This is a genomic window from Pseudomonas sp. A1230 (assembly GCF_044218825.1).
In the GTDB taxonomy this organism is placed as follows: domain Bacteria; phylum Pseudomonadota; class Gammaproteobacteria; order Pseudomonadales; family Pseudomonadaceae; genus Aquipseudomonas; species Aquipseudomonas iridis.
The window spans coordinates 5824659-5840135 of sequence record NZ_CP162582.1; the positions used below are offsets into that span (position 1 = coordinate 5824659).

General features: G+C 59.8%; 14 protein-coding genes. 9 read left to right on the top strand and 5 right to left on the bottom strand.

The annotated features are described in order from the left end of the window. The first annotated feature begins 67 nt into the window (after positions 1 to 67). Positions 68 to 2143, top strand: coding sequence for an AsmA family protein (locus AB4P97_RS27010; RefSeq protein WP_395601839.1), 2076 nt, complete (start codon positions 68 to 70; stop codon positions 2141 to 2143). A 111-nt stretch (positions 2144 to 2254) separates the two neighbouring features. On the opposite strand, the gene AB4P97_RS27015 is transcribed toward AB4P97_RS27010, so the two are convergent. Next, on the bottom strand, positions 2255 to 2788 hold the full coding sequence (locus tag AB4P97_RS27015; RefSeq protein ID WP_042557427.1) for a bacterioferritin: 534 nt from the start codon (positions 2786 to 2788) through the stop codon (positions 2255 to 2257). 91 nt (positions 2789 to 2879) lie between these two features. Then, the gene (locus tag AB4P97_RS27020) at positions 2880 to 3827 is read right to left on the bottom strand and encodes a LysR substrate-binding domain-containing protein (protein WP_042557428.1); all 948 of its coding nucleotides are present in this window, start codon (positions 3825 to 3827) and stop codon (positions 2880 to 2882) included. 120 nt (positions 3828 to 3947) lie between these two features. On the opposite strand from AB4P97_RS27020, the gene AB4P97_RS27025 reads away from it, so the two are divergent. Further along, a complete protein-coding gene (locus AB4P97_RS27025) occupies positions 3948 to 4595 on the top strand; it encodes an FMN-dependent NADH-azoreductase (protein WP_395601840.1) in 648 nt (215 codons plus the stop codon). A gap of 120 nt (positions 4596 to 4715) precedes the next feature. Continuing rightward, complete coding sequence (locus AB4P97_RS27030; RefSeq protein WP_395601841.1) at positions 4716 to 5594, top strand: alpha/beta fold hydrolase; 879 nt, start codon at positions 4716 to 4718, stop codon at positions 5592 to 5594. 121 nt (positions 5595 to 5715) lie between these two features. Here AB4P97_RS27030 and AB4P97_RS27035 read toward each other — a convergent pair whose 3' ends face one another. Further along, positions 5716 to 6603 carry a DMT family transporter gene (locus AB4P97_RS27035; protein ID WP_042557431.1) on the bottom strand — a complete coding sequence of 296 codons (888 nt, stop codon included), beginning with the start codon at positions 6601 to 6603 and terminating at the stop codon, positions 5716 to 5718. Between the two features lie 96 nt (positions 6604 to 6699). Here AB4P97_RS27035 and AB4P97_RS27040 point away from each other — a divergent pair, with 96 nt between their 5' ends. From AB4P97_RS27040 to AB4P97_RS27050, 3 genes are all read left to right on the top strand, one after another. Next, positions 6700 to 7494, top strand: coding sequence for an AraC family transcriptional regulator (locus AB4P97_RS27040; protein WP_395601842.1), 795 nt, complete (start codon positions 6700 to 6702; stop codon positions 7492 to 7494). Between the two features lie 63 nt (positions 7495 to 7557). After that, entirely contained in the window at positions 7558 to 7863 is a 306-nt protein-coding gene (locus AB4P97_RS27045) for a PsiF family protein (RefSeq protein ID WP_042557433.1), read from the top strand. 249 nt (positions 7864 to 8112) lie between these two features. Then, positions 8113 to 9126: an AI-2E family transporter gene (locus AB4P97_RS27050; RefSeq protein WP_042557434.1), complete on the top strand. Its 1014-nt coding sequence runs from the start codon at positions 8113 to 8115 to the stop codon at positions 9124 to 9126. A gap of 102 nt (positions 9127 to 9228) precedes the next feature. On the opposite strand, the gene AB4P97_RS27055 is transcribed toward AB4P97_RS27050, so the two are convergent. Next, entirely contained in the window at positions 9229 to 10497 is a 1269-nt protein-coding gene (locus AB4P97_RS27055; RefSeq protein WP_042557435.1) for an Hsp70 family protein, read from the bottom strand. A gap of 291 nt (positions 10498 to 10788) precedes the next feature. Here AB4P97_RS27055 and AB4P97_RS27060 point away from each other — a divergent pair, with 291 nt between their 5' ends. From AB4P97_RS27060 to AB4P97_RS27070, 3 genes are all read left to right on the top strand, one after another. Continuing rightward, positions 10789 to 11739, top strand: coding sequence for a DnaJ C-terminal domain-containing protein (locus AB4P97_RS27060; protein WP_042557436.1), 951 nt, complete (start codon positions 10789 to 10791; stop codon positions 11737 to 11739). 23 nt (positions 11740 to 11762) lie between these two features. Then, positions 11763 to 12068 (top strand): chaperone modulator CbpM, encoded by a 306-nt coding sequence (locus tag AB4P97_RS27065; protein WP_042557437.1) that lies wholly within the window; start codon positions 11763 to 11765, stop codon positions 12066 to 12068. Between the two features lie 394 nt (positions 12069 to 12462). After that, positions 12463 to 13623, top strand: coding sequence for a hypothetical protein (locus tag AB4P97_RS27070; protein WP_395601843.1), 1161 nt, complete (start codon positions 12463 to 12465; stop codon positions 13621 to 13623). Between the two features lie 69 nt (positions 13624 to 13692). Here the strand turns inward: AB4P97_RS27070 and ureC are convergent, their stop codons facing one another. Beyond that, positions 13693 to 15393 carry an urease subunit alpha gene (gene ureC / locus AB4P97_RS27075; protein ID WP_395601844.1) on the bottom strand — a complete coding sequence of 567 codons (1701 nt, stop codon included), beginning with the start codon at positions 15391 to 15393 and terminating at the stop codon, positions 13693 to 13695. Between the last annotated feature and the right edge of the window lie 84 nt (positions 15394 to 15477).

The window sequence follows — 15477 nt, forward strand, 5'->3', positions numbered from 1 at the left end:
GCTTTGGCCCGCCGTTTCAGCCGTACGCCGTGGCTTGGGCGTGCGGTCGTGATCAGGAGTTTTGTGCATGACGCGCACTGGAAAAATCTTCAGCTGGATCTTCTCCATCCTCGTACTGCTATTGGCTGTACTGGTGCTGATCATCGTGTTCTTCGACTGGAACCGGATCAAACCGCCGCTCAATGCCAAAGTCTCGGAAGAATTGCACCGACCGTTTGCCATCAACGGCAACCTTGCGGTGATCTGGCAACGCGAGCCGGATGAAGGCGGCTGGCGCGCCTGGGTGCCTTGGCCGCATGTGGTCGCCGAGGATTTGAGCCTGGGCAATCCGGACTGGTCGAAGCAGCCGCAGATGGTCACGCTCAAGCGCGTCGAGTTGCGTATTTCGCCGTTGGCCTTGCTGGCGCAACGGGTGGTGATCCCGCGCATCGACCTGACCGAACCCAACGCCCAGTTGCAACGCCTGGCTGACGGCCGCGCCAACTGGACGTTCAAGTTCGATCCCAAGGATCCGAATGCCGAGCCGTCGAACTGGGTCGTTGATATCGGCGCCATCAAGTTCGACAAGGGCCACGTCACCCTTGATGATCAGACCTTGAGGACCAACCTTGATGTGTTGATCGATCCACTGGGCAAGCCGATTCCTTACAGCGATATCGTCGGCGACAAAGCGGCGAAAACCACGCAGGACAAGGTCGGCGCGCCGCAGGATTACGCTTTTGCATTAAAGGTGAAAGGTCAGTATCACGGCCAGAATCTCAGTGGTCAGGGCAAAATCGGCGGGCTGCTGGCCTTGCAGGACTCGAGCAAACCGTTCCCGCTGCAGGCCCAGGCGAAAATCGGCGATACCCGCATTGAACTGGCCGGCGCCCTGACCGATCCGCTCAATCTCGGCGCCCTCGACCTGCGTCTGAAACTGGCCGGTGACAGCCTCGGTAACCTCTATCCGCTGACCGGGGTGACCCTGCCGGACACGCCGCCGTACGCCACCGATGGTCATCTCATCGCCAAGTTGCACGATGATGCCGGCGCGAAATTCACCTATGAAAAATTCAACGGCAAGATCGGCAGCAGCGACATCCACGGCGACCTGACTTACGTTGCCAGTCAGCCTCGGCCCAAGCTCAGCGGCGCGCTGGTGTCCAACCAACTGCTGTTCGCTGACCTCGGGCCGTTGATCGGTGCCGACTCCAACGACAAGCCAAAAACTGGCAGTGCACAGAGCAAGCAACCGGCAGACAAAGTCCTGCCGGTGGACGAATTCAAGACTGACCGCTGGCGCGCGATGGATGCCGATGTCGAGTTCACTGGCAAGCGTATCGTCCACAGCGAAAAACTGCCGTTCACCGACCTTTATACCCATCTGATACTCAACGACGGCGAACTCAGTCTGGAGCCGCTGCGCTTCGGCGTGGCTGGCGGCAAACTCGATGCGCAAATTCGTCTGAACGGGCGCACCGAGCCGCTGGAAGGCCGGGCGAAGTTGACGGCGCGCGGGTTCAAACTCAAGGAACTGTTCCCGACCTTCGAGCCGATGAAAACCAGTTTCGGCGAGCTCAATGGCGACGCCAATATCAGTGGGCGCGGTAACTCGGTAGCGAAATTGCTGGGCGGCGCTAACGGCAGCTTGAAGATGCTGATCAACGACGGCGCGATCAGTCGCGAACTGATGGAGCTTGCAGGTCTCAACGTCGGCAACTACGTGGTCGGCAAAATCTTTGGCGACAAAGAAGTGAAGATCAACTGCGCGGCGGCGGACTTCGATATCAAGACTGGTTTGGCGTCCACGCGGCTGTTTGTCTTCGATACCGAGAACGCGATCATCTATATCGACGGCACGGCGAACATGGCGACCGAGCAACTGGACCTGACGGTGACGCCGGAATCCAAGGGCTGGCGTTTGATCTCGTTGCGTTCGCCGCTGTATGTACGCGGCAAGTTCATCAAACCCGACGCTGGGGTTAAACCAGTCCCGCTGTTGTTGCGCGGTGCGGGGATGGTGGCGTTGGGAGTGATTGCGGCGCCGGCGGCTGGGCTGCTGGCATTGGTGGCGCCGAGCGGTGGCGAGCCGAATCAGTGTGCGCCGTTGCTGGAGCAGATGAAGGCCGGTAAGGCACCAGTGACCGTAAAACCAACCAAGTAAAAATAGATCAAAAGATCGCAGCCTTCGGCAGCTCCTACAGGGAAATGCGTCCCCTGTAGGAGCTGCCGAAGGCTGCGATCTTTTGCTGTTGCGATGGTGATTCAGAAAGGTTTACAGATCTTTCAGAATGTCGGCCATGTCATCCGCATGCTCTTCTTCCTGCGCGAGGATGTCTTCGAAGATGCGGCGGGTGGTCGGGTCTTTTTCGCCGATGTACTGAATGATCTCGCGATAGCTATCGATCGCGATTCGCTCGGCCACCAGGTCTTCGTAGACCATCTCCTTCAAACTGTTCCCGGCTACATATTGTGCGTGGGACATTTTCGACAGCATGTCCGGATTGAACTCCGGTTCGCCGCCCAATTGCACAATACGCTCGGCCAGTCGGTCAGCGTGTTCGCTTTCCTGCTTGGCGTGTTCGAGAAACTCATCGGCAGCGGTGCTGGCCTTCAGACCGCTGGCCATGAAGTAGTGACGTTTGTAGCGCAAGACGCAGACCAGTTCAGTGGCCAGCGATTCGTTGAGCAAGCGCAACACCTCTTCACGGTTGGCGCTGTAGCTTTCGGTTACGGCGCCGTTCTCGACGTGTTGGCGCGCACGTTCGCGCAGGGTTTGGACATCAGACAGATGCAGGTCGTCGCTCATTTCAGTCTCCTGGAGGCTAATCCGATTGGCGCCACGCTCTACAGGCGCGATCGCCTACCCAGGTTGTGAGTCATACGCGATGCAAAAAGTTTTATGAGATTTGCGAGGCTTGCCCTGTGTGCGTTGCCAAAGGCTGTGACCTTGGTGCCAGCCCTGACAAAAGTGCCTCTTCCTGCAACCACGCAAAAAACGCCCGCACCGGCGGATGCCGTTCGCGCCCCGGCACACACAGCGCGCTGTAGCCGGCACCGTCGACTTGCACATCGCCTTGAAATGGCACCAGCAAACCACTGGCGATGCTTTCCGAGACCAGAATATTGCTCGCCAGCACCAAGCCTTGCCCGGCGATCGCCGCTTGCAACGCGTAATGCTCTTCATCGTATTCGCGAATCGCCGGATGCTGATTCAGCCAGTTCGCACCGGACTTCGCGCACCACGCTTCCCAGCCATGGGCATACAGCTTCGAGTTGTGCCAGCGCACGCTGATCAGCGTCGGCGTGCGTCGCCCGGCCAACGCGACTTGTTCGGGCGATCCATAGACCCCGAACGATTCATCGAACAGACACAGGCCATACAGGTTCGAGTAGTCGTCGAGGCTGTAACGCAGCACCAGATCGACGCTGGCGTCCTGATGCAGATCGATGACTTCGCAGTGCGTGTCCAGGCGCACATTGATGTTCGGGTGCCTGGCATAAAACCGCCCGAGGCGCGGCACCAGCCACAGCGCGGCAAACGCGGCAGTGGTCGACAGCGTCAGGCTGCTGCCGCTGCGTTGCGGGCGCAGGGTGTCGACGCTTTGCGCCACTTCCAGCAGCGCGCCATGCAGGCTGCGAAACAGTCGCTCGCCGCCCTCCGTGAGGCGCACCTTGCGCGGTAGACGTTCGAACAGGGCAACGCCGAGCCAATCCTCCAGCACCCGAATCTGATGGGAGATCGCCGTGGGCGTTACCGACAATTCTTCGGCGGCAGCCTTGAAGCTCAGCAAGCGTGCAGCGGATTCGAAGGCGCGCAGGGCGGTCAACGGCAAGGAGGCGAACATTGAAACTCCATGGATGAAATGGATTCATCCTGAATGATTTTTGCTCATTTGAAGACGGGCGGCTACGAGCCTCAAGCTTCATGCCACAAGCAGTTGGATTCTAGTCCGGAGGAAGTACAGATGAGCAAAATTCTTGTAATCCACGCCAGCCCGCGTGGCGACCGTTCGCACTCGCGGCGTCTGGCGGAAGGTTTTCTCAGCGCTTGGCAGGTGCGTTATCCACAGGCCCAAGTGACTCGTCGTGAAGTCGGCCGTACGCTGATTCCGGCGGTCAACGAGGCCTTTGTCGCGGCGGCATTCCATCCCGAGCCCGAAGCTCGTTCGCTGTCGATGCAGGCTGATCTGGCGCTCAGCGATCAACTGGTCGGCGAGTTGTTCGATCACGATCTGCTGCTGATTTCCACGCCGATGTACAACTTCAGCGTGCCCAGCGGCCTCAAGGCCTGGGTCGATCAGATTGTGCGATTGGGCCTGACCTTCGATCACACGCTCGACAACGGTGTGGCCCAGTACACGCCACTGTTGCAGGGCAAGAGGGCGTTGATCGTCACCAGTCGCGGCGGTTTCGGGTTCGGTCCGGGCGGTGAGCTGGAGGCACTGAATCATGCCGACCCATGGCTGCGCACGGCGCTGGGATTCATCGGTATCAACGACGTCACGGTGGTCGCGGCCGAAGGCGAGGAGTCTGCCGAACGCACTTTCGCAGTATCGGTGGCCGAGGCGGAGCAGCGCTTGCTCGAACTCGCGAGGGAGTTCCAGGTGGCCTGATTGTGGCGGGGGTTGCAGGGCTGAAGTAGGCTGGACGCTGCGTTGTCATCATTACAGCGGATGCTTGGCGGGTGTTTTGCACGCCTTGCATCCACTCACCGACTACAAGGATGTTTGCCTATGTCGACGCGTTATCCATTGGTGCTGGTGCCGGGAATGCTCGGGTTTATCCGGCTGGTGATTTATCCATATTGGTTCGGGATCATCAAGGCGTTGCGCCGCGGTGGTGCAACCGTGATTGCGGTGCAGGTGTCGCCGCTCAATTCGACCGAGGTGCGTGGCGAGCAGTTGCTCGCGCGCATCGACGAGATTTTGCGTGAAACCGGGGCGCAGAAGGTCAACCTGTTTGGCCACAGTCAGGGCTCGTTGACGGCGCGTTACGCTGCAGCGAAACGCCCGGATCTGGTGGCCTCGGTCACTTCGGTGGCCGGGCCCAATCATGGTTCGGAACTGGCCGACTATCTACACAAACACTACCCCGCAGACAGCGCCAAGGGTCGTATCCTCGAGGTGCTGCTGCGTGTTGTCGGCTGGCTGATGGCGTTGCTGGATACCGGTTATCACGGGCCGAAACTGCCGGTGGATATCCATGCCTCGCATCAATCGCTGACCACTGAAGGCGTGGCGCTGTTCAATCAGCTTTATCCACAGGGCCTGCCCGAAACCTGGGGCGGCCACGGGCCGGAAGAGGTCAACGGCGTTCGGTATTACTCGTGGTCAGGGACCTTGCAGCCGGGCAAGACGGATCGTGGCGGCAATTTGTTCGACGGGACCAATCGCAGCTGTCGGTTGTTTGCGAAAACCTTTGTCCGTGAGCCGGGGCAGTGCGACGGGATGGTCGGGCGTTACAGCTCGCACCTGGGCACGGTGATTGGCGACGACTATCCGCTGGATCACTTCGACATCGTCAACCAGTCGCTGGGGCTGGTGGGCAAGGGCGCGGATCCGGTGCGGCTGTTTGTCGAGCATGCGGCGCGTCTGAAAGCTGCCGGGGTCTAACAGACGCACCGAGTTATCGTTCATCGCTGGCAAGCCAGCTCCCACAAGTGATGAGGTCGTTCACAAAAGTTGCGTTCGACACAAAAACTGTGGGAGCTGGCTTGCCAGCGATGAGGCCCGATCAGGCGATACTGGTCTGTCGGCCCAACACCGTCGTCCAGCGCTCGGACAGAATCACCCCGCCCAACGTCAGCAAACCACCCACCAGGTGATACATCGCCAGTTGCTCTTTCAACACCAGTGCGGCAATCAGCGCGGTAATCAACGGCAGCAAGTTGAAGAACAACGTCGTCCGGCTCGGCCCCAGGCGCATCACCGCTTGCATCCACGCCAACGGTGCGAGCATCGAGGCCAGCAGGCACGCATACAACACCAGCGGAATATTCTGCAGCGTCAGCCCGGTTTTCGGTGAGGCGGCAAACAGCGGAAACAACACCACAATCGCCACCAGCACCTGCAGATACAGCAACACCAGCGGCGGCAGGCGCAGCTGCCATTTCTTCAGCAACGTGCTGTAAATCGCATAGGCCAGCGTGGCGATCAGCATCATCGCATCGCCCAGGTTCACGCCGTGTTGCAGCAACGCGCCGAGGCTGCCCGACGACACCACCACCAGCACACCGGCAAACGACAGCACCGCCCCCACCAACGCACCGGCAGTCAGGCGCTGGCCGAGGCTGATGATTGCCATGGCCAGTGACATCAAAGGCATCAGCGACAGGATGATGCCCATGTTGGTTGCCGTGGTCAGGGTCGCGGCGAAGTAAGCGAGGCTTTGATACACCGCCATGCCGAGCACGCCGAGGACGAAAATCTTGCCCAGGTTGGGGCGGATCTGCGGCCAATGCGCGATCACTTGTTTGAGCATGAACGGGGTGAACAGCAAACCGGCGAGCAGCCAGCGGTAGAAACCGATCTCGGCCGGGAAGATCGCGCCGACCGCGAGTTTGTTGATCACGGTGTTGCCGGCCCAGATAAAGATCGCCAGCAGGGGAAAAGCGTATTGCATGCGTTGAAACCAGTACGTTGATGAAACGTGATTATCCCCTGTCTGGATGCAGCCCTATACTTCGAACCAGACAACCTGCCACTGAAAGCGGACAGCATGAACAGTAAACACATCGATCTGCTCGATTTCAGCGAACTGCCGTCAGCGGTGTACTTCCGTTACGCCGATTTCAACGCCCATGAGTTTGCCGCGCCGCACCGCCATCCGTGGGGCACTTTGGAATACGCCGCTCACGGGGTATTGCACATGGACGTCGACGGCAGTCGTTTCATGTCGCCGCCGCAATACGCAGTGTGGGTGCCACCGCAGGTCGTGCACAGTTTCTACAGTCATCAACCGGTCAATTACCGGGCGGTATGTCTCGATCCCAAGGTTTGCGCCGAGCTGCCGACGCGGGCCTGTACGCTGGCGATCAGCGATATCCTCAAGGCGATCCTCAAGGACTTCGCCGCCCGTGACGTGAAGATTCCCGAACGGGAGGCTGATCAGCGTCTGGCTCAGGTGCTGGTCGATCAACTGCAACAGGCGCCAGTGCATGAGTGTTATCTGCCGTATGCAAGCAGCCCCGGACTGCTGGCGATTCTTGAGACCCTGCAAGCGGAGCCAGGCAACAACCAGCCGCTGGCGCACTGGGCGTTGCAGGTGCATGTCAGCGAGCGCACGTTGGCGCGGCAGTTTGTTCGAGAACTGGGGATGAGTTTCGGTGAGTGGCGCCAGCGCCTGCGTTATCTCGCGGCCATTGAAGCGCTGGAAACGCCGCGCAGCGTGCAGGAAATCGCTTTTGATCTCGGCTACAGCAGCGGCTCGGCGTTTATCGCCATGTTCGCGCGGCAGGCCGGCTGCACGCCGGAGCAGTACCGCCGCAGTCACCTGGAAGGCAGGAAGATGTAACAGGATTTGGCTACACTCCAGCGAAGGCCGCCTCCATCGAAGCGGCGACAAGGAGAAAACTCCATGAAGATGTTGCGTGTCCCTTTGTTGATGATTGGTTTGCTCCTGTGTTCCCAGGGTTTCGCCGCCACGGCGCAACAGAACAAAATGACCACCTGCAATGCCGATGCGACCGCCAAGAGTCTGAAAGGCGATGAGCGCAAAACCTTCATGAGCACTTGCCTCAAGGCAGCGCCAGCGGCCAATGACGCCAAGGCCCTGACCCCGCAGCAGCAGAAGATGACCACGTGCAACGCCGATGCGAAAACCAAAGCCCTGAGCGGCGATGCGCGCAAGGCATTCATGAGTGAGTGCCTGAAGAAAAAGTGATCCTCTGACCTTGTGGTGAGCGTGCCGGCCTCATCGCGGGCAAGCCCGCTCCCACAGGGTTTTGGTGGGCTCAGATAATTTGTGTACGACGCAATCACTGTGGGAGCTGGCTTGCCAGCGATGAGGCCAGATAGCCCCCTGAGCTTTTGACTCATGGCCCCGATCAGGCTTGCCCCAGCATATCCCTAGTGCTCCCCCTCGATCGCTGGCAGACTGCCCATCCTTTAACGCCGTTCGTTTTGAGGCTGTATGCCAACGTTTTCTGAGCGTCATGTTGTGTTCTGGGTCAGTTGCATCATCATTTTCGGCGGGTTGCTGCTCGTCCTGCCGCTGCGTTTGTTGCCCAGCCTGCTGGCCGGGTTGCTGGTATTCGAGCTGGTCAACATGCTCACCCCACAACTGCAACGGCTGATCGAAGGCCGGCGTGCCCGTTGGCTGGCGGTGGCACTGCTCGGTACGCTGGTGGTCAGTGCGCTGGCTTTGCTCTTCGCCGGGGCTATCAGTTTCCTCCTGCACGAGGCGGAGAATCCCGGCGCCTCTCTGGACAAATTCATGGGCGTGGTCGACCGTGCGCGCGGTCAATTACCGCCGTTCATCGACGCCTATTTGCCGGCCAGCGCCGCTGAATTTCGCGTGGCCATCGGCGAATGGATGAGCAAACACCTGTCCGATCTGCAACTGGTGGGCAAAGACGCGGCGCACATGTTCGTGACCTTGCTGATCGGCATGGTGCTCGGCGCGATCATCGCCTTGCAGCGCATACCGGACGTGACCAAGCGCAAACCGTTGGCCGCCGCGCTGTTCGACCGTCTGCACCTGCTGGTTCAGGCCTTTCGCAACATTGTTTTCGCGCAGATCAAGATTTCTCTGCTGAACACGTTTTTCACCGGGATTTTCCTCGCGGTGGTCCTGCCGCTGTTCGGCATTCATCTGCCGCTGACCAAAACCCTGATCGTCCTGACCTTCCTGCTCGGCCTGTTGCCGGTGATCGGCAACCTGATATCGAACACGCTGATCACCATCGTCGGCCTGTCGCTGTCGATCTGGGTGGCGATGGCCGCACTGGGTTATCTGATTTTTATCCACAAGCTCGAATACTTCCTCAACGCGCGCATTGTCGGCGGGCAGATCAGTGCCAAGTCGTGGGAGTTGCTGCTGGCGATGCTGGTGTTCGAGGCCGCATTCGGCCTGCCGGGCGTAGTGGCGGGGCCGATTTATTATGCGTATCTGAAGAGTGAGTTGAAGCTCGGCGGAATGGTTTAAAACGGCAGCTTCGAGTTTTCAGCTGCAAGCTGCAAGTAAGGGCAAAAACAGATGCGCTTTTGATCCTGCTTGCAGCTTGAAGCTCGCAACTTGCAGCTGGCGTTAAACGCCATACCGTTTACGGGCTTCAATCGCCAAGCCGCTGCCAATGCTGCCGAATATGTTCCCCTCGACATGTCGCGCATTCGGCAACATCGCCGAAACACTGTTGCGCAGCGCCGGGATGCCGCTGGAACCACCGGTGAAGAACACCGTATCGACTTGATCGACGCGCACATTGGCGTCGTTCAGCAAATTCGTGACGCTGCCGCGCACCCGCTCCAGCAGCGCATCGATCGCTGATTCAAACAATGCTCGCGTCAGTTCCACACTCAACCCGGCTTCGATGCGGTCCAGCGGCACATGGCGGCTGTCGGCGTGGGTCAGCTCGATCTTGGTTTCCTCGACTTCCATCGCCAGCCAGTGCCCGGCGCGTTGTTCGATCAACTTGAACAGACGATCAATGCCGCCCGTGTCTTCGATGTCGTAGCGCATGCTGCCCAGCGCCAAACTCGATTTTTGCGAGTACACCGAGTTGATCGTGTGCCAGGTTGCCAGGTTCATGTGGTGGCTGGTCGGCATATAGGCGCCGCTCTTCATGCGGCTGCCGTAGCCGAACAGCGGCATCAGGCCCTGCAGGCTCAGCTGTTTGTCGAAGTCGGTACCGCCGATGTGCACGCCGCCGGTGGCGAGGATGTCGTCGTGGCGGTTATCCACACCGCGACGCTCGGGCGACAGGCGGACCAGCGAGAAGTCGGATGTACCACCGCCGATGTCGACGATCAGGACCAGCTCTTCCTTTTCGATGGTCGACTCGTAGTCGAAGGCCGCAGCAATCGGTTCGTACTGGAACGAGACGTCTTTGAAACCAATCTTTTTCGCCACGTCCACCAACGTGTCTTCGGCTTCCTGGTCGGCCAGCGGATCGTCATCGACGAAAAACACCGGGCGGCCGAGCACCACTTGCTCGAATTCCCGACCGGCGGCGGTTTCGGCGCGGCTCTTCAATTGGCCGATGAACAGGCCGAGCAGGTCCTTGAACGGCATCGCCGTGCCGAGGACGCTGGTGTCGTGCTTGATCAGCTTGGAGCCGAGCAGGCTTTTCAGCGAGCGCATCAGGCGGCCTTCGTAGCCTTCCAGGTATTCGTGCAGCGCCAGGCGACCGTACACCGGGCGGCGCTCCTCGAAGTTGAAGAAGACCACCGACGGCAGGGTGATCTTGTCGTCTTCCAGCGCGATCATCGTTTCCATGCCGGGGCGCAGCCAGCCGACGGTGGAGTTGGACGTGCCGAAGTCGATGCCGCAGGCACGGGCTGGAGAGGCGTCTTTCATGTCTTTCGGTTCCGGTCAAAAAAACGGCCGCGCAGTGTATGTCAGTGCGCGGCAGATTCGTAGGCCGGTCATCTGCTATTTGATGACTAATCTCGCTTGAAACTCGCAGCTTTGCCCCAAACTTGCTGGCATGGGCCGGCAGATACACCGGCGGTCGCAAGAACCGCCGTCCACTGCCGATAAACTTCTGCAGCGCCACCCGGTCACAAACTTGAGATCGGTCAACCCGGCACGCGCGAATCGGCGCATGCTGCATGGGCGCGAAATCGATAACGGATGGTGATTCCTTCAATGGACTTCAAAGACTATTACAAGATACTCGGCGTGGAGCCGACAGCAGACGACAAGGCTATCAAGGCTGCCTATCGCAAGCTGGCGCGCAAGTACCACCCCGATGTCAGCAAGGAAAAAGACGCCGAGTCCAAATTCAAGGACGCGTCGGAAGCCTATGAAGCGCTGAAAAGCGCCGACAAACGCGCCGAATACGACGAGCTGCGCCGCTACGGCCAGCACGGTCAGCCGTTCCAGGGGCCACCGGGCTGGCAGAGCCGTGGCGGTTTTGGCGGCGGCGGTCAGGACACCGGTGACTTCTCGGACTTCTTCAGTTCGATTTTCGGCAATCGCGGCCCCGGTTTCGGTGGCGGTGACGGTCGGCAACAACGCAGTGCAGGGCGCCGAGGGCAAGACGTGGAAATGGAACTGCCGATCTTCCTCGAAGAAACCCTTTCGAACGAATCGAAAAAGGTCACCTTCCAGGTGCCGCAATACAACGCGGCGGGCCAGCACGTCAGCAACACCAGCAAAAGCCTGAACGTGAAGATCCCAGCGGGCGTGACCGACGGCGAGCGCATCCGCCTCAAGGGCCAGGGTGCACCGGGTGTGGGGGGGGGAGCGAGTGGCGACCTGTACCTGACCATCCGTCTGGCGCCGCACCCGAAATTTGATGTCGAAGGCGAGAACCTGATCATCACGCTGCCGTTGGCACCGTGGGAGTTGGCGCTGGGTGCCGAAGTGGCCGTGCCGACCCTGACCGGCAAGATCAACCTCAAGGTGCCGGCCGGCAGCCAAAACGGCCAGCGCATGCGCGCCAAGGGCCATGGTCTGAAAAACAAGGCCGGTGAGCGTGGTTATCTGTTTGTGCAGCTCAAAGCCGTCATGCCAAAGACCGCCGATGACGAGGTCAAGGCGCTGTGGCAGGAACTGGCGAAGAAAGCCGCTTTCAATCCGCGAGAGAACTTCTGAACCCGACGACGGAGTAGCCCATCATGAGCAGCCCCCTGATCGTTCAACTGGACATGGCAGAATTCTGTGAGGCGGCCGATTTGTCGGACGTCTACGTGATCGAAATCGTCGAACACGGCATCCTCGAACCTCAGGGCGCGCAGCCCCGGGAATGGCGCTTCACCGATTACGAACTGGCTTTGGCCAAACGCGCCGCCAAGCTGCGGCGCGATCTCGATCTGGAGTGGGAAGGCGTCGCACTGGCGCTTGACCTGCTCGAAGAGGTTCGTGAACTGCGCGCCGAGAACCTTATGCTCAAGCAGCGGTTGGGGCGACTGGTCGTCGAATAATCGAATCGCGCCTCGGTATGGGCGGGCGTAATTTCCCGTCAGCAAGCCACTTTCAGTATCGATTATTCGGTTTCATTTTTTCATCCGGGTGTGATTAAGTCGGCGCCGCGCATATGGATATGCGCGCCAGTGACATCGTTGAGTAAGTGCATTTCGGCTTTGCCGATACCGCCTCAACGGGCCACGACGCCAGATAACCTTTCAAGGATGAACAGCAATGCTCAAAAGACCCTCCCGCCGAGCGAGCGGCTCGGCCGATGTACACCCTCGCCCCGCCCAGACCACCGATGCACATTCGCGATCAGAACCGCCGCTACGTGTCGACGTCGGCTCATCGCACACCTTGCGTTCCTCATCCTCCAGAGAGCCCGTAACAGGCTCAGTCGACCCCGACTTGCCAACGGCGACTGCTTCGATCCGGGTCACAGAGATATTTACGCCAACGACCGAGTCCGTCGCTGCATTGGGTGAGCGTCACCGACCGGTTATTGCGCAGTTCGGCCTGCCCGAGGCGGATGCCCAAGGGTTCCGGATGTTCAAGGATCGCCTGTACGTCGACTTGCCTGACGGCGTTCTGCAAATCGGTGTCGACCCGCAAACCGGGCGATACCGCGCCAAGAAACCGAGTGAGCGGATTCCCTCAGGTCCGGAGCTTGTGTTCGACCCTGTCAGCAAGTTCTGGGTCCCTTCCACGCTGAAACGAGCGTCCGGCCAGGCTGAGGCGGCAACGAACAAGTCGACCAGGGAGCCTGATACGGGTCGATCTGATGACGAGTTCGAGCTGGCTTCCGAATCGATGCCGATCGCGCACTTCACTGAGCGGGAGCTGGTGGGCATGAGGCGCGAAGAGCACTACTCCGCCGACACCAACACGCTGGGTTCCTACGACCGCATCAACAATGGCAAGTACCCGTTCAGAGACCGTTTTGGCAGGCCTGTGCGCATTCGCAAGCTTGAGCGCGAAGTCGTTCTGGAATCAGGCGAGCGCTACACGTCCGAGCAGATCAAGCCCTATATCAAGTTTCAGGGATATGAGCAGGTCGCCAGGTTGTACGAAGAAAAGTTGCAGTGGCGGCGGTTCACCGAAGCGGATGTAAAGGTCCCCGGCGAGGCTGCGCTGATCGGACAATCCATGGTGGTTGCCAACAGACGCATCGCCAGTGGCGAGTTGATCGGTGTTTACGGCGGCACATTACGGCCTGGACGGTTCCTGCAGCCCAACGAGCTGACGTTCGCCATGTCTGTCTCCGACAATACGCTTAAGGCCAGCGTAGCCATCCCCGGAATGCATGTTGCCGGAGACAACATCATCTCCAGAATCAACACCTGTTTTATTTACGATGCCGCTGGCAAGCCCATCGCGCAGGCGCGCGATGGTTATAACCTTCAGGTGGTCGGCTTCACGGTCGAGGCTGACCTGTTGATGGGGGACAAACCGAACCGCAACAAATACTCGTTGAATGCATTCTTTGCGACGCAGGATATTGCGGCCGGAACGGAATTGCGCTGGGACTACAACTACTCTGATGAAGCGATGAAGCTGCTCTTCCCATAACGAGCGACTGAGGCGCGCCATGTGCTTCGGGAGGTGTCGAGCTTTCCACCTCCCGAAGACAGGTCGCAATCAGAACAGAAAGTAACGCTGCGCCATCGGCAGGGTTTCTGCTGGTTCACACCACAACAACACACCGTCGGCCTTGACCTGATAGGTCTGTGGATCGACATCGATGTTCGGCAAGTAATCGTTGTGGATCAGATCGGTTTTCTGCACATCGCGGCAACCTTTGACCACCGCGATTTTCTTCTTCAGTCCCAGTTGTTCCGGCAACCCGGCTTCCTGCGCCGCCTGACTGATAAACGTCATGCTGGTGGCGTGTAGCGAGCCACCATAACTGGCGAACATCGGCCGGTAGTGCACGGGTTGCGGCGTAGGAATCGAGGCGTTGGCGTCGCCCATCAGGCTTGCCGCAATGGCGCCGCCCTTGAGAATCAACGTCGGTTTCACGCCGAAAAACGCCGGACGCCAAAGCACCAGATCCGCCCATTTCCCCACTTCGATGGAGCCCACTTCATGGCTGATGCCATGGGTGATCGCCGGGTTGATCGTGTATTTGGCGATGTAGCGTTTGGCGCGGAAGTTGTCGTTGCCGGCGCCGTCCTGTGGCAGCGGGCCGCGCTGCTTTTTCATCTTGTCGGCAGTCTGCCAGGTGCGCGTGATGACTTCGCCGACGCGACCCATGGCCTGGCTGTCGGAGCTGATCATCGAGAACGCGCCGAGGTCGTGGAGAATGTCTTCGGCAGCGATGGTTTCGCGGCGAATGCGGCTCTCGGCGAACGCCACGTCTTCGGCAATGCTTGGGTCCAGGTGGTGGCAGACCATCAGCATGTCGAGGTGTTCGTCGATGGTATTGCGGGTGAACGGTCGGGTCGGATTGGTCGAGCTGGGCAGCACGTTGGCGAAACCGCAGGCCTTGATGATGTCCGGTGCATGGCCGCCCCCGGCACCTTCGGTGTGATAGGTGTGGATGGTGCGGCCCTTGAACGCGCCGAGGGTGGTTTCGACAAAACCGGATTCGTTGAGCGTGTCGGTGTGGATCGCCACCTGCACGTCGTACTGATCGGCGACGTTCAGGCAGTTATCGATGCTCGCCGGGGTGGTGCCCCAGTCTTCGTGCAGCTTGAGGCCGATGGCACCGGCCTTGACCTGCTCGATCAACGGCTCCGGCAGGCTGGCGTTGCCCTTGCCGGTGAGGCCGATGTTCATCGGGAACGCGTCGGCGGCCTGAAGCATGCGCGCCAGATGCCAAGGCCCGGAAGTGCAGGTCGTGGCGTTGGTGCCGGTGGCCGGGCCAGTGCCGCCGCCGATCATGGTGGTGACGCCACTCATCAGCGCTTCTTCGATCTGCTGCGGGCAGATGAAGTGGATGTGCGTGTCGATGCCGCCCGCGGTGAGGATCATGCCTTCACCGGCAATGACTTCGGTGCTGGCGCCGATGGCGATGGTCACGTTGGGCTGCACGTCCGGGTTGCCGGCCTTGCCGATTGCGGCGATGCGCCCATCCTTGAGGCCGACGTCAGCCTTGACGATGCCCCAGTGATCGATGATCAGCGCGTTGGTGATCAGCGTGTCGACGACTTCGGCGGCCAGCAGTTGGCTTTGGCCCTGACCGTCGCGGATGACTTTGCCGCCACCGAATTTCACTTCTTCGCCGTAGGTGGTGAAGTCCTGTTCGACTTCGATCCACAGTCCGGTGTCGGCCAGGCGCACCTTGTCGCCGACGGTGGGGCCGAACATGTCGGCGTAGGCTTGGCGGGAGATCTTCATTTCCTCGTTCCTCGGAACTGAGCTGCAAGCTTCAAGCTGCAAGCCTCAAGTAAAAGCGAATGTGCAAGCGCCACAAGACTGCTT